Below are 22,278 nucleotides of genomic sequence, written 5' to 3'. Positions count from 1 at the left end.
GCCGATTTGGATCCCTTGAAAGTCAAACTTCAGTATGCAGTACGGCAGAATCCAGCTACTAGCATCCGCGGTTCTGGGAGAAGCCGCTCGAGCGCGCCTGCACATCGTCCGATACCTCGGCGATTGGCGAGAGGCGTCGCGTCGCGGAGGTGCCGGAATGCTCCCAGCCTGTTCGCGACGCCTAGTTGTCAGTGCCTAGTGCTATCCATATTTAGTACGCCGAAATGGAGGTAGCAATGACGCACAGCGCGCCGGTAAAGATCGTCAACGACCAGTTGGTTCTGGGCCCTGTGACGGTGAATTTTCAGCGGACGCTGCGGATCCCCGAGAAGGGGTTGCACCCGCTGCCGCCGGGTCTGGGCCGGTTCCCGTTACGGAGAGTTGCAGACTACCCCGACACCGCGCCGGCCGAGTGGCTGTCTCGTGGCGGTGTCATGCTGCCGATCTACCAGCGTGAGGCAATGTGGCTGTCCTTCAGTGCTTCCGAACCCGCTGCGCTGCAGGTGGGTGTGGGCAAGGTGTGCGCGGTCAGCGGCTTGCCATGGATCGAGCACCTCATCAAGGACCCGCAGAACTACGTTGCGCTGCCTCGGCAGCCGTGGCTGGACGGGATCAACGCGGGTGACGGGTTCATCCGTCAGTTCGTTGCCGTGCCGCTCGGCTCTGGCGCCACGGTCGAGGGACAGGTCACCGGAGAAGAGACTCATGGCGGAGTCCAGTTGCGTGCTGTCGGTCTGACCGAACAGGCGCTTGCGGCGTGGCACGCCGAGCAGGCCCTGCGCGCGGAGCGCTGCGCTGACGTATTCGCGGACGGGGCCCCGTTGCCGGCGCCCTCGGCGAGCATGGGGCTGGGAGCCGGTGGTCGTATGCGGCAGGAGGTGTACTCCGATGACCGACCGCTCACTGACTACGACGAGGCTGGTGCCCGCCGGGTGTTCGTGCACTTGTGCTCGGCCGCGCAGTGGGCTGCCATCACCGCAGAGGTGCCGCCTCCGACCCCGGTGGACCGGGACGCTTACGTAGACGAAGGGCTGCCGTGGTTCGACTACTACGACGCCGACGCACATGACCTCGCGGCATCCGAGATCTTGGCTAAGGTCGAGAGTGTCGGCAAAAAGCTTGGTGTCGAAGAGAATCCGTTTTCCCCCGTCGACCCTAAGACGGTGATTGCACTAGGCGGCGTTGGCTCCGACGTGGTCACTGACGGGACCTGGTAGCTGGTTGGACTTGTCAGCCGAAGGTTCGCACGCTGCGAGGGCGGCATTCGATCGACACCTCGTATTCCCCACGCAGCACCGCAACGTTGACTTTCCGATTTGCGACATCTCGCCGCAGAGCACGTAACAGGTCATTCTGACTACGGATCTCGCGATCGCCGACAGCGACGATGGCATCGCCAGGCTCGAACGGGCCAGCTGAATTATCGCGAACAGAAGTCACTACGAGAGCATGGCCCCCGGGCGCTCGATCGACAGCCCGCCGTGCCACGCTGACTCCAAGCGACGCACGCTCAACGGCGCCGTAGGTGATGAGTTCATGGGTGACCTCGGCGACAGTGTCCGCTGGGATGGCGAAGCCGATGCCGTCAGCCTCGGGAATGATTGCCGTATTCACGCCGATAACAACCCCGTCGACGTTCACCAACGGGCCGCCCGAGTTTCCCGGGTTGATCGCCGCATCCGTCTGGATGACATCAAAGATCGCTTGCTTGTCACCCGTGGGAAGGCTTCGCTTCAAACCGCTCACGATGCCGATGCTGATGCTCTCTGGAAACTGGCCCAGTGGGCTACCGAACGCGAAGCAGAGCTCGCCCAGCCGGGCTCCTTCGTGCGAAATACACAGCGGCTCAGCGGATTGCGGGTCTACGCGAAGCACGGCCAGATCGGTCAAAGGGTCTCGGCCGACAACGCGCGCTTCAGTCTGCTGCGCGCCGGGCAGTTGAACGTGGATTGGATCGTCCAGATCTTCGACCACATGACTGTTGGTGACAAGGTGTTCGGCGTCGTAGAGGAACGCGGATCCACCACCCTCTTCGAAATCGTGGGTCTGTCCCTTGACAATGGCGGTCGACAGCACCACCCGTTCGGCCAGTTCGACGATTTCGTTGCTGAATTGGCGTACCAACCGCCCCGATACGCTAGACATCGAACTCGTCGCCGTCATCGTCCTCAAACATGGTCTTGCCGCCGAATCGCTTCTGGAGCAATGTGTCGTAGTGGTCGGCTCGATCGGCCACAAGCTCGATAGTCGCTAAGAGCTGTTCGGGGGAGAGGTGATCGAAGATGTGCAGCTCAGCTGCCAGCACAATCTGCGCGTTCTGCGGATCGACATAGACCTTAGCGAACGGCGTGTTTCGATTAATGGAGTTGACCGCCGCGTACACTTCTGGGCGCATCGTGAAATCCTCTAGCAGCGGGGAGAAGATCTCGATGCGCGGTGGATCGTCATCGGCAGTGCGGACGTACACGACTGCACTGCCATGGGGGATCGGGATGTCACCATCGTCGTCGCGTTCGATCGCATCGACCTTGAATTCGCGCTTGAGCGTGTCCTCCAGCCACGTATCGAGTTTGTTGGTGCGGCCTTCCTCTCCGGCCCCGAATATCCGGCCGAGGGAATGGCGTCGACTGTATTCGCGGTGCGAATCGGGACATTCATCATCTCCGCTCTGCAGGTTGCCGGCGGTCAGTCCGACTCGAAACCCGACTGATCGAACTTCAGCGTCTTCGCGTTCTCGGACACCGTACGGACTTTGTTCTCGTCGAACCCTGTTGAGTCGACGGCTTCGATCTCGATCTTCACGACCAGGTTGATTCCCTGGTCGCGCAGGTTGGCGATCACCTCATCGGCAATGTTCTTGAAGTCCATCGCGATCTTGTCCGAGTTGAGGGTCTTCACTCCATAGAACCGCGTGAACGCGATATCGATTGGACCGGCGCCGGCACCAGTTCCTGCGCTTGCCCCGGTTGAACTTCCAGTCCCAGTACCCGTGCCGGTTCCAATGCCTGTGCCGGGATCAGTTGTTGGTGGCACTTCATGCTTGCGTTGATGGATCGCCACGTCAGGACGCACGAGGAGTAGCGAGTCTGTAGGGGCAGGAGTTGCGTTGTTGTCTCCCGGAATCCACAGTCCGACATAGCGTCCGGTGGCCTCATCGAAGCCGGTTGCTAATGCGAAAGCGTCGGTTTCCCAGATCATCGGAAGGTCAAGGACGCCCTCGTCGAGCACCCGGCGGTCACGCAGCCGCGGCATATACGGGTACTGGCTGTATAGCTTCCACAGCTCGCCGAGGGATACGTGGCCGTTTATCCAGATCTGCGGCACCTTGCCGATCGCCAGCCGGATTGTCGCCGCTGCCTGCCGTGTCGATAGGTCGCCATCGTTGCCGAGGCGCCGTGAAACCCGTTCGGCCAGCGAGGGGGATTGGCCTTCGACCTTCGTCTCGCGGATGATGAACGGCGCGCCGGCATCGGGTTGCGCGGGAACGAGCGCCCAGGTGAAGGTCTGCAGCAGCCGCGAGGTGACCGTCTGGTCGGCCTGGCCCTGGCGCTGGGTCGCCTGGTTCTTCTGATTCTGTGTCAGGTCAAGGTCCACCTCATTGGCCAGAACGTGCGCCCAGCCAAGGTAGTCCCGTGTCGCATACTCCAGTTCCTCGAGCCGAGCCTCATCGGCAGCCAGGAAAACCAACATGTTTCGATTGCTACGGTTCGCGGTGCCCCGCTGTTCTGTCGCCTTGTGCGCGAAGTCCTTAGCTGGCGAGTCGGTCCCGCGCTTGTGCGCGACTTTCGGATGCAGGATGACCAACCGTGCCTCGTCGTTGTCGGGAATGTCGGCGTTGGATTCCGGGCACACGTGCACTCCGGCGAAATCGCCACGCGTCTTGGCCTGGTCCTGCAGGCGTCGGACGATCTCGGCCCACACGTCCTCCTTGTGCAGGCGCTCGGCCTGATCCTTCGCGGTGCGAGTGATGTTGGCCTGCAGGTCATACCAGTACTTGCCTGAGCCTGAGTAGAAGTAGGTAGCCCTATCGCCGAGCTGTGTCAGTGCCGAGTGAAAGTTGCCCGGGACATCGCCGGGCACGGCAGTGCCAAGGAACACCCGCTGGGTCTCCAGCCCCTTCTGCGCCGACCCGATGGTCGGAGCGGCGCCGAAGAACACCGTGCGGGCAAGACGTTTGGTCAACGACCGCTGCCCGAACAGCGGCTTGTCCTTGTCGATCCGCGCCGGCTCAGAGTTCGGGCCATCGACATCGGCGTCGATGATCGCCTTCCACGAATCCTGCAGGTATTGCGTCAATTCCGAATTCACGTTGGCTGTCGCCAGCGGAATGGAGCCCGGCATGATCAGCGGTGACGCGTCTTCGCCTGTCCACAGGGCATGGATGACCGTGCTCATGAGGCGCAGCACGCCGCGGGTTCGTTGGAACCTCTCCAGTGACGACCACTCTTCATAGAGGCGGTCGAACAGCTCGGGATGGATGGGATAGGTGCGCTTGATCCGCTCCTCGTACGCTGAATCGCGCGATTCGCGGGGGAAGTCGTCGCTGTACTTGCGGTACATCTCGACGTATGCGCGCGCGGTCGCTCCGATCGATGCCAGCGCGGCGGCGTCGGGTTGTTTGAACAGCCTCTGTTTGACGATCTGATAGGCCTCCGCCGACGAGGCGGGACGCCACTGATCCGCTACCCGGCGCACGACGTTCTGCAGGCGCTTGAGGGCCTCGAGCCCGTGCGCGCCGCCGACCTCTTCGGCGTTGCCGACGACGATTGTGTCGTCACCGCTTTCCGAGGCGGGGATCGAGATCACCAGCAGCACACCGGAGGTTCCCTTCGCGGCCTCCGTCAACGACTGCGCGAACGTGAACTGGTCGTCAAACGTGCCGCCCGCCAGATCATTTCGACCGACCAGCGAGCGGGCATAGGCGACCCACTCGTCGATCAGGATGACCGCGGGCGCGTAGGCGGCGAGCAGCTGATGCAGCGCCTTGCCGGGGTGGGTGCGGTCGGCATCGGCCTGGGCGACCATCGCATAGGCTTCCGCGCCGCCGAGCTGCCAGGCGAGTTCACCCCAGATCGTGTTGACGTGAGTGCCGTCCTCCTTGTCGACACCCGACGGGCTGAAATGGTTACCGACGATGGCAACACGATTGACGTCGACGCCCGCGTATCCGTTGGCGGTAAGGAGATCTTGTGTCTCCTGCGGGAACTCGCCGACCGGAAGGCCGGACGCGACGTGCCACAACGCCAGCATCGAGTGGGTCTTGCCGCCACCGAAATTGGTCTGGAGATTGATCACCGGCGGTGCATTGTCGTCACCCGAGAGTCGCCGGACAGCGCGGCCGATCAGATCGCTCAGGCCCTCTGTTAGATACGTACGTTTGAAGAACTCGACGGCGTCGGCGTAACCCGCGTCCTGTTCGTCTCCTGACGCGACCTTGTAGAGATCGGCCGCGAATTCCGACGCGGCGAAGTTGCCGGTCGCGACGTCGTCGTGCGGCGGGAGAACCTCGCGCCAGGGCTTGAGGCCAGCCGCTTCGGGATTGTCGACCGCGGCCTTGAGAACCTTCTTGTCGTCCTTGTCCGCCGTGACCCGTCGGAGGTTGAGACGGATGTTGCGGACTTCGTCAGCCTGCTCTGCGGCCCCGATCAGCCTCAGGAGGCGTTCGCCGGTGTCGAGCGCCCGGTAGGCATCGTCATCGGTGAAGGTTCCGTTGTGGGCCCACGTGTTGCGTACCTCACGCAGTTCGATGGCGTAGGACTCGCCGGCCTTGCCGAGTGTCTTGTTGAAGGGGTACCACCCCTTCTTGAATCCAGCGGTGATGTTCGATTCGGTCAGGATGCGGAACTGAATCTGGGGGTCGTGCGGGCTGTACGTCTTGTTACTGGACGCTCCGTCCTTGGCCTGCACCAGCTTTGGCCAAGCTGCGCCAACTGCCGGGTCCCCTTGCCCAATCACCATCGAGATGAAGTCATCCAGGGGTGGCGCGATAATCTCGAACATCTTATTGATGCGGTCACGGTTACTCAGTGCCATGTCATTCGTCCTCGTCGTTGAAGTCGAAGGAGCCTTGTGCGGTCGTTGATTGACGCTCGGAGCGGGCGGCGTCAAGGATCTCGGGCCAACTGGTCACGAGGTTGTTGAAACTCAGCGCGTCCTTGGTCCACCCATTCGACTCGGCTATCCGGAAGAGCAGGTGTGCCAACTCCTTGATGAGGTCTCCATCGACCGCACTGTCGGGGCGGCTGAGTGAAGCCTCTAAGAAGTCGCCAGCAGCTGAAATACCGTTATGCTCAAGGAGTTTGATGAGATGGTGTAGCGCTTCCCAATTACTCGTGCGGAGATCGCCGAGAACGTCGTAGGCCCAGCTCAGATCGGCTGGCCTTATCAACTGCACCTTGCCGGCGCGCGAAGTGAGTACCCCGTCACGGTCCATTGTGTCGACAGCGGTGTTCAGGGCACGTGCGAGGTTATCCGCGTCGCCAAACTTGCCAGTGCCATACCCGTGTTGGCGATACCAGGCGATCGCGAACCGTGACGTCGCATCGAAGTCACCTTCTTGCTCGTTGAGGACCTTGTCGAGAATCTCATTGATCCGCGCCAAAGCAGAGCGCACGGTCATCCTGGACCCGTCACTCTCTATCACCGCGCCGTAGCGGCTATACACCGCCATGCCGGGCCCAATTGCAGCCTGTGGCAGGTCCACGGGTGCGACCCGGCCTTCCTGGAGCCTCCTTACGGCATCCGGCAATTCAGCCTCAAGGGCGGAGATAAGGCCACGCCTATCGGTTGTGGGCGCTGTCGTGGGTCGGGGTCGTAGTGATAGCACAATCGATGACGCAAGTGCGTTCATGCCACTCGCCATCATCCGGTAGCCCTGCTCACTCCGGAGTGGCCACGTTGAAGTAATTTCCCAACCTGAGTGGATCATTCCCTCAAGAAGGGTCTCCCACCCCGTCGAGGATTCTCCGCCCGACGTCGTTTCACTCTGCTTGAAGGCGTAGTACACGGTAATCGGGTAGTCAGTTGACGCGCTCGCGCGCGCTCGTGCAAACACGCGGCGGAACCCTTCTTCGAAGAACTCGCGCGCGCCTTGATTGCCATCGTGACGGTATGGGTTGGCGACCAATTCCTCTGCCTTGGGAACCAGCATGGTCGAGAGCAGCTCCGGGTAGACGGCGCGAAGTGAGCGACGGAGCCAGACGTAGAAGAAGTCGGATAGATCGGAGTAACCAATATTGTCGTAATACGGCGGATCGGTGGAAATCACGACTCCCTCGTATTGGGCGCTCGTCGCGTCCATCTGCGCCGCAAGTCCACGAGCGTGAGTCGGTTCCCTCTCGAAAGCATCAGCTACCCAATCGAACTGGCTAAGGAAGTTGCCGGTTGACGACGAGAATAGGTTGACCTCCGCGAAGTCCCACGTCATAGGGATCGCCTGTCGGCCGAAGGTGTTGCGCACCTTGCCTAGCGACGAATCCCAGCTTGCGATTGTTGACGAACGATCGGCAGTGCGGCTGACGGCGAGTCCGAGGTATGTCGCGATGGCATCGGCGTAATCCCGTGTGCCGCCGTCGGCTTCGACGAGCTCGCGCGCTTCGGCAGCCAAGTCGCTGAAGGTAGTGAGGGCGACGAGCTGGCGACTTGTAAAGAGGTCTGTGAACTCGGTGAGGCCATAGGTAGGTGCCTTCAGGTCACGCGGGTAGTAGCCCAGCGAGCCATTCACCGAGTCATCAGGCGGAGTGACTTCGGCCGCGGTCTCATGCATTGTTGAGGAAGGTAGGTAGACCCGCTGCCGACTACCTTCCGCGACGACAGCGACTAACCGCACACCGAATTCATTGGCTCGGCCACGGTCACGAATGTAAGCCAGAGGTACGGCTGCTGCACACGCAAGGCATACAGCTCCACTTCGGCCAACTGTCCCTTCGCCTACTCGGCTTGGTGGATGGTCTGGAGCCTGTCCGATACTGAAGTCGATACGAACACCGGCCGGGCTGCTTGGGTCGCGGACAACCGTGGGCACAAGGAATGCCTCTTTGCCCCTTCGCCTACTCAACCAAAAGTTTCCAACTAGAGGCATCTCCACTCCGCAGGCCGGGTTGGGGCAGGTGACGGTCCTCGCCCAGATCCACGCGATCACTGGTGCTTCGGACCGATCGTGAAGGACTGCCTTCGGGTACAAATGCCCAATTCGCTTTTCTGCCTCGTCGTGCATCCACTTTCCGTACGCGCGCACATCAGCCGCCAAACCTTCGGCACCTCGCCAGTCCCGAATCTGTGAACCAGCTAGTCCCGGGAATACCGGCGGTTGGTTTCTAAATCTGGGAGGGATCTCAATCAATGCCTTGTTGATCAGCACTGCCACAGGGTTGAGATCGCTCGCCAGCGCGTCCAGCCCGAGTCGTTGCGCCTCAAGCGGAATAGTGCCGCCGCCGGCGAATGGGTCAAGGATGGTGGGTGGCTTGCCGTCAGCCGACTTGAGAATCTCAGCGTGGGCCTCAGCCAAAAGTGACTCATCCCACGAGTTGCTCCAAACGGCGAGCCGCTGGATCAGGGCATGCAGGCGGTCACGCTCCTTGCGCTGGAGTTCGTCGGTTGGAAATTCATCCGGCCGGGCGCTCGGGTCATCAACAAGCTGAGCGAATAGCACTGCCCGCGCCGCCACGTGTGGTCGGCGCGCCCACCACAAGTGCAACGTTCGTGGATGCGGGCGAATAGCTGGGACCTTTTCGTACGCCGCCTCTCGGTTGATCGCTTCCAGCGGCAGCGACACCTCAATCAACTTGCGCTTGTACGGCTGGTTCATCAGAACGGATTCACTCCCTTTGCCCACGTCTTGTCCCAGTCGCCCCGGATACCGGTGGCCTCGAAATCGCCGAGGTCGGTGTTGGCGAACGGGTTGTCGAGATAGCGCACCTCGTCGTACTGAGATCCGCGCGGGTCGACACGGACGAGGGCCAACCGGTAGCGCGGGGCCGCGTTCTTGCCGACCATCACCTCGTTGTGCGTGACGAAGAAGTCCTTCGCCCCCTCGAGCCGGGCCTTCACCTCGATGCGGTACGTATCCCCGTTAGGCGCCGTCGACAGGATGTCGAATCCCTTGTTGTTGTATGCCTGTTCGACCGGGCTACGCCCGAGTTCACGCTCCCGCGCCATCACCAACTCGACGCCGCGACGCTCCACTTCTTTGGTCTCCTTCGCGTGGATCGGCGCGTTAGCAGGCAGATCACCTTCCAACATCGACACCGGAAGCACCAGCGCCGCCGTGATGATGCGCGGCGGTTTCGTCGACATCAGCGCCTGCTTGTCCAGCATCTCCAACCGCCTATGCAACCGCGCATCGAGGTCGACGGCCTTGCGGTTGAGGCTCTCGGCCGACTCCTTCGGTTTCTCGCCGACCTGCTCCTTCTCGGCCGCCACGGCTGCGTCCAACAGCAGTCGGTCCCGTTCGCTCTCAAGGCGTTTCATGACGAGTTCACGCGTCTTGGCCAGTTCGGCGGCCCGACGCGGCTGAACTTCTGCGAGGTACTCCGGCAGCTGTGACGTGATGAACCAGCTGATGGTTCGGTCTTCGGCTTCGCTGAGCCACGGGAGTTGGCGCGCTGCCGCGACGGCGGCTGTCTCCGGCGCGGCGACGCAGTCGAGATACGGGGCCGGCCCGCCCGGTGTGACGGTGCCGAATTCGTCGACGTACGCGTAGCCGAACCGCCGCGACACCGCGGCGCCGGTAGCGTCGGCGACTTCCTCGATGACGCCCACAAGCAGGTGCGGCTTTTCGAGCGTCGATGACACGAGAACCGTCCCACTGTTGAGCGTGCCACCGAAACGGTGGATCGCCTCGTCCATGACGGCGTCGTGTAACGGGTGGCCGGGTGCGAGAAGGTCCGCGCGGGCCGTGTCGTCCGAATGGACGTGCTCCAGGTCGAAGCTCACGCGGTCGTACTTGGTGGCGATCGGTTGATACTTGCTCGCCCTCAGTTGTGCTGGGACATTGGCGATCTCATACCGGCCGCGCTCACGTTTGGCGATCCGCCCACCCAGGCGGGTGAAGGCGGCCTTGAACGCCAACTCGATGTAGTGCGGCTGCAGCCGCCGGGCCCGGGCTTCGTCCATCGCGGCACGCAACTTGGCCAGATCGGCGTCGGCCAGGTTGTCAGACGCGAGCGCACGTTCGTCGAGTAGCTCCTTGAGCCCGTCGGAGACCTTGTGGTCGATCACTTCGTGCATCTTGGCCTTGACATCGTCGCGCTCGCCGTACCGGATCGCATTGAGCAGCAGGTCGCGAAGCGGTGTTTCACTGAACGCCTCGCCCAGGACATCGAAGACCTTGCCGCCGTATGCCTTTCGCTGTTCCTCGATCTTGGTCAGCAGGCGTACGAAGACCTCACCCTCGCGGGTGTTGCTGGCGACGATGTTCCACAACCGGCAGACCTCTTCCTGCCCGATGCGGTGGATACGGCCGAAGCGCTGCTCGATGCGGTTGGGATTCCACGGTAGGTCGTAGTTGACCATCAGGTGGGCGGCCTGCAGGTTCAGTCCCTCGCCGGCCGCGTCGGTCGCCAGCAGGATCTGGCAATCGCGGTTCTTGGTGAACTCCTCGGTGATCATCCGGCGCTCACCGCGGCGGATACCCCCGTGGATCGAGCGCACGGCGTTGGGTCTGCCGAGAAGCGAACGGATCCGGCTGGCCAGGTACTCAAGTGTGTCGCGATGCTCGGTGAAGATGATGAGCTTGCGCGGCCACCCGTTCGCGTCGACCGTGAGCGCCTCGTCCTGCAGGATCTTGCTCAGCTCCGCCCACTTGCGGTCGGTGCCCGAATCGCGGACCTGCTTAGCCACCTTGGTGAGCTCGGCCAGCTCGAGGAGTTCGGCGTCGAGTTCCTCGACGGTCTGCGCCGCCGTCGCCGCGTCCAGCAACTCTTCTTCGAGCTCTTCGAGCTCCTCGCTGTTGTAGTCGTCGGCATCGATCCCGTCGATGTCGACCGCGGGCTCCTTGTCGCGGTAGGTGCCGTTGAGGATCTCCTGCTTCTTGCGCTCGAGCCGGTCGGTGCGGCGCACCAGGCTCTTGTAGATCGCCTCGGGGCTCGATGCGAGACGGCGTTGCAGAACGGTGAGTGCGAAGCCGACGGTGTTCTTGCGCTTGCCGCCGACCCGATCGGCGCGGTTCATGCCCTCACGGACGTAGGCGGTCACCTGCTCGTAGAGGCTGTACTCGAGCTCGGTGAGCTCGTAGGGCACGGTTTCGGCGATCCGCTCGGGGAAGAGCTTCTTGCCCTCGAACGTGAGCAGATCCTCCTTGACCATGCGCCGCATGATGCCGCTGGTGTCGGCGGTCTTGGTCCTCTTGCCTTCGAACCGGTCGCGGTCGAGCAAGGTGAGGAAGAGTTGGAAGTCCTCTTCCTTGCCGGAGTGCGGCGTGGCCGTCATTAGCAAGAGGTGACGCGTGATGCGGCCCAGCAGCTCGCCGAGCTGGAAGCGCTTGGTCTTTTCGAGCTTGCCGCCGAAGTAGTGGGCGCCCATCCGGTGGGCCTCGTCGACGATGACGAGGTCCCACTCCGTCTCCTTCAGCTGAGCTTGCAGCTCCTCGTTGCGGGACAGCTGATCCATGCGGGCGATCAGCAGGGGGTTCGTCTCGAAGACGTTGAGGTTGACGTTGGCATCGATGAGCTGGTTGGTCAGCAGGTCGAAGCGCAGGCCGAACTTGAAGTAGAGCTCGTCCTGCCACTGTTCCACGAGGCCACCGGGGGCGACGATCAGGCATTGCCTGACGTCGTCGCGCAGGAGCAGCTCTTTGATGTACAGGCCAGCCATAATCGTTTTGCCGGCGCCCGGGTCGTCGGCGAGCAGGAAACGCAGCGGCGTGCGGGGGAGCAGCTCGCCGTAGACGGCGCGGATCTGATGGGGGAGCGGACGGACATCGCTGGTGGCCACCGCGAGCATCGGATCGAACAGCCCGGCCAGGGTGATCCGTTGGGCCTCGGCGACGAGCTTGAAGTCGGAGGCGTTGGCGTCGAAGGCGCGGCTGCCGGTCTGCGCGACGGTGAGCTTGTCCTGGTCTTTGCGGAACACGACCTGCTGGCCGAGTGCTCCGTCGGCGGTCTTATACGTCAGCTCCAGAGCATCGGTGCCGTGCCATTGGGCAAAGATCACGGTGATCACCTGGGCGGGTATAAGCCCGTCAATGCGCAGGCCCGGCTTCAACTCCTCCAGCAGCACTGTTGTCCTCCCCGGTAGATAGCTGACCCACGCTAATAGACGGCTCCGACAATAGGCGGGCGAATCCCGTGTCGTGGCGAGGCTCCGCTAATCTTCCCTGTAATCGATTGACCACCGGAACCCATGAGCAAACACGAACAGCCATCGACGTCGGCGATTGGCGATGAAGTACAACGTTGGGTGGACGCCGCCAAGTCGCTGACGGTGGCTCGCCACGAGATTGCTAGCGAGTCCGCCAAGCAGGCGGCAGCACTGCGAGCCCGCACTGTGAAGGCGCGGCGAGACGACCGCGATTTGTGGCACGTCATCCCGCTGCGCCCCGACGATCAGGCGCTCATTCAGGGTATGGCAAGGGCTGCCTGCCTCTCGCCAATTCACCCGGACGTACAACGAGAGCTTGACCGGCTCACCACCGAGGTCGCTGCGGCGACGGCGGACTTGCGAAAGGTCACGGGATTCGGCCGCCTGCTGCTGTTCGGCGGAACACGAGACAAGGCCAACCAGGCAGCGCAGTTCCTCAACGACTACCACCGGTGGTTTCGCACCAGCGGTATCGGCCAAGCTATCGAGAGCGCCAGGCCGGTAGACGATCAACGGATTCACGCACTGACCGTCCGCGACGCACTGGCCGACTGGGTGGGTTTCAAGCAGCAGCTCCCCGAGAATGGCAAATCCGCGGTCCTTGAAGACTCGAGGTCATTCGCGATACTGCCGAACGCGACGGGCATCATTCGGCGAGCGGCGGCCATAGAGTCCAGGATGCGCAAGGCCGCATTCGACGTCGGCAACAACGTCCGAAACAAAGAGACCGACCGGATGCTGGCCGACATGTCAGTCGAACGGCTCCGGGAAGCCACCCGCGACAAAATCCGCGTCGGCGCTCTGGTGGACAACGGCATCACCAACGTACTCGCAGTCTTGACTAACGAGCACCGCCTCCAAACTCTGGGCGGTATCGGGGAAACCTCTGCGACCCGGATCCGCGCGGCGGCGCGAACACTGCGGCAGAACACGTTCGACGAGATACCGATGCGCATCGATATCAAGAACCGCACTCCCGAGCACACCGAGTTTCTGCGCCGCCTCCGGGCCTGGGACGCCGCACGTCGCGCCTGCGCTTCGTCTGCCGACATGGCCATCGTTGAAGAACTGGCGCCCGTCGCCGCGGCAATCGACAAGACGGTCACCCACGCGATCGTCATCCCGACCGCCCTGTCGACCGTCGAGGACTTCCGGGACGCCGTACAGATCGTCGCCCGGTCGGCTCGTGCGGTCGCGGATGCCGAAGACGCGGCAGCAAGCGGCGACCCGTGGGAGGACTTCCTCACTCGCCCCGCGGACTACTTCGCGCTGCTCGCCGAACTGGGATTCATCACCGAAGACGACGAGAAGACCCACGGTGATCTACCGACTGAAATCATCGACGCCGTTCGCGATTTCGAACTGAAGGGCGACTATCTCACCGCGTCGCTGCGCGGCTACCAGAGCTTCGCCGCACGATTCGCCTTGGTGCAGCGGAAAGTGATCATCGGTGACGAGATGGGCCTGGGTAAGACCGTCGAAGCCATCGCCGCCCTTGCCCACCTCCGCGCCAAAGGCGAGCAGAACTTTCTCGTCGTGTGCCCCGCGGCTGTCGTGACAAACTGGGTCCGCGAAGTCAATGCCAAATCGAAGCTGACCGCCCATCGGTTACATGGGCCCGACCGGCGGTGGGCGGCCAAGAACTGGGAACGCAACGGCGGCGTGGCCGTCACGACCTTCGAGACCCTGGCCTGGCTCACCAACAACATCGCGATACCAACGCTTGGCTGCGTTGTGGTAGACGAAGCTCACTACATCAAGAACCCCGAAGCACTTCGCACACAAAGAACATCGCGGCTCATCGACTCCTGCGAGCGGGCGGTTCTCCTCACCGGTACACCGCTGGAGAATCGCCTCGATGAGTTCCGCAATCTCGTCGGGTATCTCCGTCCGGATCTGATACTCGACGCAAATGAATTCGCGCCGAAGAAGTTTCGGCGCCAGGTGGCGCCTGCGTACCTCCGCCGCAACCAAGAAGATGTCCTCACAGAACTCCCCGAACTCGTCGAGGTCGATGAATGGATGCCGATGTCTGCCGCGGACGCATCCGCATACCGCGCCGCTGTAGAACGACGCAACTTCATGGCGATGCGACAGGCCGGTATGAGGCAGGGCCTCAAGTCCACGAAGATGCAGCGCCTTGTGGAGATCGTCGACGAGGCAGAGGCCAACGGACGTCGCGTCGTGGTCTTTTCGCACTTCCTCGACGTCCTCAACGACATCGCACGACATATGCCCGGCAGAGTATTCGGCCCGCTCACCGGTTCAGTCGTCGCTAGCCAGCGCCAGGTCATGATCGACGACTTCTCCGCAGCCAAGAAGGGCGCCGTCCTAGTTGCTCAAATCGTCGCTGGCGGCGTGGGTTTGAATATACAAGCGGCGTCGGTCGTCGTGATCTGTGAACCGCAACTCAAGCCCACCACCGAATGGCAAGCGATCGCCCGAGCGCACCGCATGGGCCAACTAGAATCGGTCCAAGTGCATCGGCTCTTGTCTGATGAGGGTGTCGATCAAAGGCTCCGTGAGATCCTCGCGACCAAGAAGGAGCTGTTCGAGAGCTTCGCGCGCGAAAGCGAAACTGCTGCAAGCGCTCCGGAAGCCTACGACGTCACCGAAGCCGAACTCGCTCGCGACATTATTGCTGCCGAGCGCGAACGTCTGTTCGGGCAAGGCGGCCCTCCGGCGCCGGGGGCGGGGGCAACTTCAACCTCGACGAAGGTCGACGCAAGCACAGCTGTTTCGGAGCAGCCACCTCGTGATCCTGCGCCAGGCGTAACGGCACCCGCTACACGAGTACCTGCCACCGATTCGCCGCCAGCGCCCCGTATCCCCGCGGTCCGACCCCGGTTGCCACGCCGGGAGGCCGCCCATTCTGCGGAGAGCACCGTCGCTGACCGGCCGAGGCGCGTGTCCTCTCAACAGCAGGCGTCACACGTGTCTTCGAGTGCTGTGCCACGGATGACCAGCCCTGAACCACCGACGCTGAAGGCCTACCCCGTCTTTTCCGAAGCCCTCTCACCGATCTCGCAGACGCCGCCCGACCGCATCATCGACAACGTCGTTCGCATCGTTGGTGTCGAAGGTCCCGTCACTGGCTGGCGGATACATCAGGTGTACAGGAGATGCGCCCCGAGTCGAGAGTCTCATGACGAGTTCTCTCGTCTGCTCAATCGCGCTATCTCGGCTGCTGAGCGCCACCAGCGAATCGTTTCGGAGAACCCGTTCGGCCAGACCGGTAACAAGCCAAGGACTTTCAGGCTCCCCAGTCAGTCCTCAGCAGTCGCACGCGAACTCGGTCCGCGGACGATCGATATCGTGCCTCCAACTGAGGTGCTCCAGTACTGCCGGAACGTGTCGGCTGGCCAAACGTTGTCCGAGAACGACCTCATCGAACGAGTGGACAGGTTGCTGCGTACTAGGCAAGTAGCAACTGAGCTACGGAAGGCCATCGTCGCTGCTCAGCGCTTGGATCTGGCAGAGCGACGGTAGTCGTGCGGCCCGCGTGAGCATCGGCGTATGGCTCAATCAGCTCGGGCTCTTGACAGAAGATGCCGCGGTCGACAATGCCTCTTCGATCAAGCGGTGACGCGGCTCTTGTCAAGGTTAACAAGTGGAAAAGCGGGCTCTGGCACCCGGAAAGCTTGACGTGCGACAACTTCGTGCAATTCAAGAATATTGCAGTACAACACAAGTCGCACTAACTAACTCATGGCTAGCTTCTAGCGACGTGTCAGCCGATGCACACAAGAAAACGCGGCAGTGTTTGGCTGCAGGCTCACTTGGGGTTGGGCCGAGTGTCTTTGTTATTGCCAATCTACGATTGTCCAGGTGTCGCCATAGTCACCCAGTCCTCCCTGCACCTTAATCTCCGTTGGGCTCTCAGGTGAAGCCGTGTTGGCCCTATACAGCTTATTTTCGCGGTCTTTCCCCTCGATGACGAACAGAATAGTAGAACCCGTCGGGTCTGCTGCAGCGCTCAGTGGACCGTTCAGGACCAACGGAGAAATTTGTGTGCCAGCCCAACGATCACACATTCCACTGTCGTCGTGTGCGGCAGGTATGGTATCTACTGCCAAATACCTGTCATGGTTAATTCCGCTTCCCTCGTCGCCGGGCAATTTCACCCGGAGGTAACGTCTATCGTCGATCACCCACAGCCCCATGCAGGTGCGGAAATCACTTTTGCCCGGAGTCGCCACCCATCGGAGCCATTCGGGCGCGTCGACAGCTGCCCCGGGAGGCCAAGCGTCGTTCGTGCCGCTATAGGGTGCACTCCTAACGACCCGCTTGCTGTTCGTGTCGAAGTACTTGACTTCTTTCGCTACGTTGTCAATGAATCTGAATAAGCCATCGCGTGTGAATAGTGGCGAGCTGTGCTTAGGCTCAACGTCAAAATCGCCTCCCGCAGGATTAACAATTTCGCTCACGTCTACTCGGTTGCCCAACTGAAGGTCGTAGTAGCCGACATGGTTCGAAAGACCAGGCCCGAGGTCTATAACTCTTTTTCGCCAGTCAGGGCTGTATAACGTGGTCAATCCTTGTGCGACGAAATTGTTTTCACGAGGGTAACTTGTTCCGTAGGCCGGCTTGGTCGCACGCACGCCATCGCATCCCCCGACGGGAAACTGAGCTATCGGTTTCAACTCACCCGTCTTTATGTTGAGTTTGCTGATCGTCGTACCTGGGTCAGGGGTCGGTGTGGCTGTCCAATGGCAGTGGAAGACAATGGGTCCGCTAATGTCGCTTGCGTCTTGTGGTGGGGACTGCGTGGGCGGCGTGGCGCTTCGGGATGACGTTGGTGCCGTAGCGGTCGTCGAGGGCTCTGAATCAGAAGAACAGGCGCCCGCCGTTATGGCCAGAATGAACAGCCAAATACACATCTTTCGCAAATTCAAATCCTTCCGGGGCGTGTCGCGCGGTCACCGCTCCCAGGGGCTGAGATAAGTGTTGGCAGGTACCGTCCGATCAGCGCCGGCAGCGCCAGCCGCTCGAACCGCTGTGTACGGTCACCGCTTTGCCGCCACCCTGCTGATTGCACGCATCCTGTACGTTCACGCCAACGAGACCGTATCGAGTTCCACAACGCCAGCCATCCCACCGATTATTGATATTGGTCGCTGCCGATGGTGCGGCGGTTCCCGATTCTATGTTCCTGGCGCACCATGCGCCGATGTTCACGCCGTAGTCGGCCGCTGATGCTGGAGCGCTAAGGCCCACAGCGAGGCCCGCGGCAGTGATGCCGGATGCCACTAGCGAAATGATCTTCCCCCCGGTATTCATGAGTAGGAGCGTAGCAGCCAGGTAGTTCCTCGCAGCGAATTTCTTGGCTTACCGAAACCTTCGCGGTGACTGCGCAAACGCATGCACCCTTTACGACATACGCCCGCAGGCCGGCGACCCGCATGCCGAGGCAAGCCGTCAGTCGATGGTCGGCGGAGCGGCGCGGAGCCCTGTCTCACGGGAGTAGGAAGATGGTTAGCTGGGGGAACTCGTCTAGTGCGGAGCTTCGACTCGCTTGCGGTATAACAGAGGACCGGCGGCGGCTTCTCGGACAGCGACAGCCACCGCTGCGGTGTGCTGCGCCGACGTGGAGGTGAAGGTATGGGTGCTGAGGCGCCGAGAATCGGATGCGGGTGGTTCCCTCGCAACAGGCCAAGTCACCGACGCAGCCGCGCCGCCATGCGGACCGCCGAAGCTTGGATCGGCTCTTGTCTCAAGGCATTCGAGGCACGAAGCATTCGTCGACCATCATGGCGTCTCTCCCACCAACCTCATTCGCGCCGAGACGATCGTGCCTCCATGAAGAGCCGACGTGTCGCCGGTCCACTTTGCTATACTTCGCCCTCGAAAAGGGGCGGAAGTTAAAGAGGGGGAGACGGTGGACCGACACGGGAAAAGGTGAAGAGTCGACATCGCCATGTGACCACTACGCGGTCCTAATCCGACGTGGGGTCAGTTTGTTGACGATTACATCGGTTACGACGTTTCTGTGGGATGGAGGCGACGATGGCCGTCTCCCTATGGAACGCCCCGCTTGAAGTTCATTGTGAGGGTGGCCCGTCCGACGCCGTCTTGGATACCAATGTGACCCTCGAAAGAAGCTGCTGAGAAGACGCGTCAGACTCTTCGCCCGTGAGATCGCTCGGAAGCGACTTTCTCCGGAGCGCGAACCTCACGATTGATTATCCCTGCGCCACAGAATGATTCGTTACAGTGAGGTATCGGCAGGGCGGCGATATGAAGGAGGGCGGGGTATAGCCGGTCGTTCGTCGATTTGGGGCGAGCGTTGGCAGCTACTTGATTCGCCAAGTGTTTCCGACTAGTAGGCGGGAGCGGTGGTTAGGGAGCCTTGCCGGAAACTGCATCATTTATGAAACATTCGCAGCTGCAAAGAGAGATCAATGACAAATTCGAAACGTCCGAACGGCAGTCCGTCGGGGGAGAGAGCAAGATTCAATCCTCCCCCGGGGTGGCCGCAGCCGCCGGCAGGATGGCAACCGCCGCATGGGTGGCAGCCAGACCCTTCATGGCCGCCGCCCCCGCCGGGCTGGCCCTTCTGGCTGTCTGATCACCGACGGGATGTGCTCAACGGTCTCGGGATTGCCGCCGAACAGTCGCCACGGAAAACCTTGAGCCAGCGACTCATTGACATGGTTGGAAATCCACGACACGTCATCGTTGGGACCGCGGCCATCGTCGGAATTCTTCTAATCGTTACCGCGACAATACGAATGATCGATGGCGGTTCGGAACACCGTATCCCGCAAGGAATGGATGATTGCACCTTCTTAGCCCCACCTAATCCAAGCATCGGTGAGGCCAGGGCGGCTTACGACGAATACTTGGGTCTGCTGCGTAAGGCGGCAGAAGACGCCGGGGTGCACCCGGACGGTATAGATGCAGTGTTCAGCGGCACCGCGGACGACTTCGAAGAAGAGAATTTAGCTTCGATTGTGGAAGGAATCCCTTCCGGGGGAGTCATGAAGCAGCGAGGCATTCATTGCCGATCACTCAAGGAGGCGGCGGCAACACTTCGCACCCGGCCAGCGCAACCGGGTGACCCTGACATTGAAACGCAGCTTGAGTACACGAGAAAGTATCCCTACTGGGCTCTATTCCAGCAGGGCCTTCCGATCTGCCGCCTGTATGCAACAGGTGACGCTCAGCCGTACGACGAGGTCGGGAAACGAATTATGGAAGAAACTAGTGCAGTCCTCTGCCCGCGCCTTCGGTAACTGTGCACGTGATGCGAAGAGACGCGCGATCACGCGTGTATCTGCTTGATGTGTCTAAGTCCGGCCAATTGAGTGCCAGCCTCTAGCGGACAGCGCCCGAAACCTCCTCGTCGCGAGCGGCTTTCGGGGGCGGGGGTGATACAGCATCGATTCGTCACAGTGACGAAACAATCTTGTGCTAGCCGGGGAGGCGGGGGGCCTCGATGCCAGCCAGCCGGACTGGCTGTCGCCGCCACGAAACGGTTTGATCGACGAGGTTGGCGCCGGCGTCGCTAACGGGATGATCTCACGCGCCTGCTGGTGCACGGAATCAACCCGTCAAAGAGTCGTCCGGGCGGAGCGTGTGGCTTGAACGGAGCGAGTCGTCGTCGGTACTCCGGGCGTCGGTCGCGACCAAGCCGGCATCGGCATCCAGCCAGGTTATCCAAACGCCGATAAGCCACACTATGTCAAGTTGGATGTCAGACCATAGTGCCAGACCCTATCGAGGCAGGCAGTTCGGGCAGCAGGACCGCCAGTTCGGGCTGGGTCAATTCGTCGTAGGACATGTGCTTTCACCTCGCTGGAAGCTTTGCCCGCCATAGGGTCGGCGGTTTTAGAAGATGTGGATGCCTTCTCGGTTCGGGCGAAGTGATCCGTAGGCGGGGGTCAAAGGAAGGTGCAACGCGTCGACTATTCCGGGTTCGGCTTCGCATACCCAGGGGATCGCGTTGAGGGCTCGCATGCCGGTGGCCAGCAGTCCCTGATTGCTGGTGTTTTCGTCGGCATTGAAGCCGACTTGGAATTCGCAGTCGATGCTCGGCTCACCCTCCATGATCACGCGCCAGATGCCGTCGGTGTCACCGGCGCGGCCTTTGGGCCAGTCGGGAGCGATGTCGTCGGCCATGCGGTCGACGTGCTCGATGGTCACGACTTCCTTGCCATCTTTCATGCCGATGCAGCGTGACCACACCGCACCCGCGGTGCCCGGCTCGATGATTCCCGACGCCGTCTCAAGGCGACGCGGTGAGGGGGCGAACTCGCAGGATTCGCGGATCTCGTCGAATTCGATACCCAACGCGTCAGCGACCATGGTCACTGCCGCGCCCCACCCGATGGTGATGGCTCCGGGGATGCGCAACCCCCCTTGATAATCCAAAGGCTTTCCCAAACCGAACATTTCGTGCATATCGAAAGCGACCGGGTATTCGGAGTAGTTGGTGATCTCCAAGCCGCGGATGGAGTACACGGTGTGCGACATCGAGGCCAGTGCAATGGGTAGCAGGTCGCAGCCGAAGCCAGGTTCGATGCCGGAGGAAAACAGCGAAGCGTTGCCCGCTTTTCCAGCCTCCACGATCGGTGCAGTGTAGCGCGGCGAGAGCGACCCGCGTTCATAGACCAGACCCGGAATCGACGTGGTCACGATGTTCTTGCCCGCCCGCAGGATCTTGCAGTAGTCGTCGCGCGCCTCTTTGGGCCGTGAGGTGCCCGGTCCGACGTAGATCACCGCGTCAGCGTCGGAGGCCAGTAGCGCATCGGCGTCGTTGGTCGCCAGCACACCGATCGGTTCCATGCCGGCAAGGGTGCCGGCGTCCTGGCCGACCTTCGACGGTGAGTGCACCCACACGCCGACCAGTTCCAGATTCGGCCGATCCATGATGGTGCGGATGGCGTAGCCACCGATCGTTCCGGTGGCCCAGACGATGACCTTGTAGGTCTTCCCGTTGGACAGAGGATCTGTCACAGTCCGCTCCTTTGCGCTGGTCGGCATCGACCACAAAACCATAAACGGTTAATGTTTTGTGTGCAAGGTCGCAGTGCGGGCGTATCTGGGTGAAGTGTGGTGATGTGGAGTCATGAAGGCACCGGCAGCGCCGACTCGCCCGTCGCATGGCAGTCAGCCTCGAGCCGAACGTACGCGCGCGAGCATCCTCGATGAAGCGGTTGCACACATTCTCGAAGCGGGTTTGGCCGGCGCGAACGTCAAGGCGATCGCACAACGCGCGGGCGTCACCTGGGGGGTGGTGCAATATCACTTCGGTGACCGCGAGGGGCTGCTGGTCGCGGTCGTGGACAAAGGGTTCGAGGAGCTGACCACGGCGCTGGCCGTTTCCCCCAGCGGCCGATCCGGGGACGTTCACGATCGGGTGCGTGACGTCGTTGAGACCGCTTGGTCGGCGATGTCGAGCCCGACGTCGCGCGCGGCAATCGAGATCCTGATCGGCACCCGCGCCACACCGGGATCAGCTGCCCGAAAGCAACTCTCGCGCTTGGCATCAACCTTCGCCGAGCTCGCTCAGTCGATCACCGACGACCTCGACGCCACCCAATCCAAAGCCATCGGCGACCTCCTGCTGACCAACATCCGCGGCCTAGTCACCACCCAGCTCATCATGCCTCGACAGATCGACACTGCCACCGAGCGCCGAATGCTCATCGACGTGCTCAGCACCTACATCGCCACAACCGCAAAACCAGGGATCTGACCCCAACGCAACGTCTACTACCGCACGCCGGACACCCACCATCACCCCGATAACTGATCCGAGAGCCAACCCAATTCGCGCTGTCCCAGTTCTAAGAAAAGAGACGGCCTCGATTTCACGCTCCCCTGCTCTATAACCCCTCGAATCCGCCATCTTTGAGGGGAACCTACAAATAGACCGCAATGACTGACTGGCCCAGTTCCCTGACCTCTTCCTACTGAGATCTGACTTGCTCACCCAGCGGACGAGTGCCACTACGGAAAGGACAATCGACTGAGACA

At 61.6% G+C, this 22,278-nt stretch carries 12 protein-coding genes; 5 read left to right on the top strand and 7 right to left on the bottom strand.

The window, feature by feature from the left end; all coding sequences use genetic code 11:
- Window positions 1-236 precede the first annotated feature (236 nt).
- The gene (locus tag AU193_RS04085) at window positions 237-1,217 is read left to right on the top strand and encodes a hypothetical protein (RefSeq protein ID WP_064421064.1); all 981 of its coding nucleotides are present in this window, start codon (window positions 237-239) and stop codon (window positions 1,215-1,217) included.
- Window positions 1,218-1,230: 13 nt separating this feature from the next.
- Here AU193_RS04085 and AU193_RS04080 read toward each other — a convergent pair whose 3' ends face one another.
- Both AU193_RS04080 and AU193_RS23525 read right to left on the bottom strand, forming a co-directional pair.
- Entirely contained in the window at window positions 1,231-2,163 is a 933-nt protein-coding gene (locus AU193_RS04080) for a S1C family serine protease (RefSeq protein ID WP_253867603.1), read from the bottom strand.
- Window positions 2,138-2,518 carry a YbjN domain-containing protein gene (locus tag AU193_RS23525; RefSeq protein WP_371259139.1) on the bottom strand — a complete coding sequence of 127 codons (381 nt, stop codon included), beginning with the start codon at window positions 2,516-2,518 and terminating at the stop codon, window positions 2,138-2,140. The genes AU193_RS04080 and AU193_RS23525 overlap by 26 nt, the downstream gene beginning before the upstream one ends.
- Between AU193_RS23525 and AU193_RS23520 the strand changes: the two genes are divergently transcribed.
- The gene (locus tag AU193_RS23520) at window positions 2,480-2,710 is read left to right on the top strand and encodes a hypothetical protein (protein WP_064421061.1); all 231 of its coding nucleotides are present in this window, start codon (window positions 2,480-2,482) and stop codon (window positions 2,708-2,710) included. The two genes, AU193_RS23525 and AU193_RS23520, sit on opposite strands and share 39 nt — an antisense overlap.
- Here the strand turns inward: AU193_RS23520 and AU193_RS04065 are convergent.
- From AU193_RS04065 to AU193_RS04055, 3 genes are read right to left on the bottom strand one after another with little or no spacing between them, the layout of a single operon-like run.
- On the bottom strand, window positions 2,686-6,033 hold the full coding sequence (locus AU193_RS04065; protein ID WP_172798208.1) for a Swt1 family HEPN domain-containing protein: 3,348 nt from the start codon (window positions 6,031-6,033) through the stop codon (window positions 2,686-2,688). The two genes, AU193_RS23520 and AU193_RS04065, sit on opposite strands and share 25 nt — an antisense overlap.
- Before the next feature lies 1 nt (window position 6,034).
- Window positions 6,035-8,806, bottom strand: coding sequence for a DUF1156 domain-containing protein (locus AU193_RS04060; protein ID WP_064421060.1), 2,772 nt, complete (start codon window positions 8,804-8,806; stop codon window positions 6,035-6,037).
- Complete coding sequence (locus AU193_RS04055) at window positions 8,806-12,216, bottom strand: helicase-related protein (RefSeq protein WP_064421059.1); 3,411 nt, start codon at window positions 12,214-12,216, stop codon at window positions 8,806-8,808. Before AU193_RS04055 ends, AU193_RS04060 begins: the two co-directional genes overlap by 1 nt.
- A gap of 123 nt (window positions 12,217-12,339) precedes the next feature.
- Here AU193_RS04055 and AU193_RS04050 point away from each other — a divergent pair, with 123 nt between their 5' ends.
- Window positions 12,340-15,786 (top strand): SNF2-related protein, encoded by a 3,447-nt coding sequence (locus AU193_RS04050; protein WP_064421058.1) that lies wholly within the window; start codon window positions 12,340-12,342, stop codon window positions 15,784-15,786.
- A 314-nt stretch (window positions 15,787-16,100) separates the two neighbouring features.
- Here the strand turns inward: AU193_RS04050 and AU193_RS23050 are convergent, their stop codons facing one another.
- On the bottom strand, window positions 16,101-16,898 hold the full coding sequence (locus AU193_RS23050; RefSeq protein ID WP_156425109.1) for a hypothetical protein: 798 nt from the start codon (window positions 16,896-16,898) through the stop codon (window positions 16,101-16,103).
- Window positions 16,899-18,878: 1,980 nt separating this feature from the next.
- On the opposite strand from AU193_RS23050, the gene AU193_RS22700 reads away from it, so the two are divergent.
- A complete protein-coding gene (locus AU193_RS22700) occupies window positions 18,879-19,532 on the top strand; it encodes a hypothetical protein (RefSeq protein WP_156425108.1) in 654 nt (217 codons plus the stop codon).
- A gap of 595 nt (window positions 19,533-20,127) precedes the next feature.
- Here AU193_RS22700 and AU193_RS04040 read toward each other — a convergent pair.
- Window positions 20,128-21,255 carry a hypothetical protein gene (locus tag AU193_RS04040; RefSeq protein ID WP_064350156.1) on the bottom strand — a complete coding sequence of 376 codons (1,128 nt, stop codon included), beginning with the start codon at window positions 21,253-21,255 and terminating at the stop codon, window positions 20,128-20,130.
- Between the two features lie 112 nt (window positions 21,256-21,367).
- Here AU193_RS04040 and AU193_RS04035 point away from each other — a divergent pair, with 112 nt between their 5' ends.
- Window positions 21,368-21,997, top strand: a complete 630-nt coding sequence (locus AU193_RS04035; protein WP_064421056.1) for a TetR/AcrR family transcriptional regulator — start codon at window positions 21,368-21,370, stop codon at window positions 21,995-21,997.
- Window positions 21,998-22,278: the final 281 nt, after the last annotated feature.

It is taken from the genome of Mycobacterium sp. GA-1285 (genome assembly GCF_001499905.1).
GTDB lineage: Bacteria > Actinomycetota > Actinomycetes > Mycobacteriales > Mycobacteriaceae > Mycobacterium.
This window is presented reverse-complemented; position numbering and strand designations above follow the sequence as displayed.

Bases quoted from the DNA above. Each gene is read 5' to 3' on its own strand.
- AU193_RS04085 (WP_064421064.1), top strand. From the start codon at position 237: ATGACGCACAGCGCGCCGGTAAAGATCGTCAACGACCAGTTGGTTCTG.
- AU193_RS04080 (WP_253867603.1), bottom strand. From the start codon at position 2,163: ATGACGGCGACGAGTTCGATGTCTAGCGTATCGGGGCGGTTGGTACGC.
- AU193_RS23520 (WP_064421061.1), top strand. From the start codon at position 2,480: ATGGGGGATCGGGATGTCACCATCGTCGTCGCGTTCGATCGCATCGAC.
- AU193_RS04065 (WP_172798208.1), bottom strand. From the start codon at position 6,033: ATGGCACTGAGTAACCGTGACCGCATCAATAAGATGTTCGAGATTATC.
- AU193_RS04060 (WP_064421060.1), bottom strand. From the start codon at position 8,806: ATGAACCAGCCGTACAAGCGCAAGTTGATTGAGGTGTCGCTGCCGCTG.
- AU193_RS04050 (WP_064421058.1), top strand. From the start codon at position 12,340: ATGAGCAAACACGAACAGCCATCGACGTCGGCGATTGGCGATGAAGTA.
- AU193_RS04035 (WP_064421056.1), top strand. From the start codon at position 21,368: ATGAAGGCACCGGCAGCGCCGACTCGCCCGTCGCATGGCAGTCAGCCT.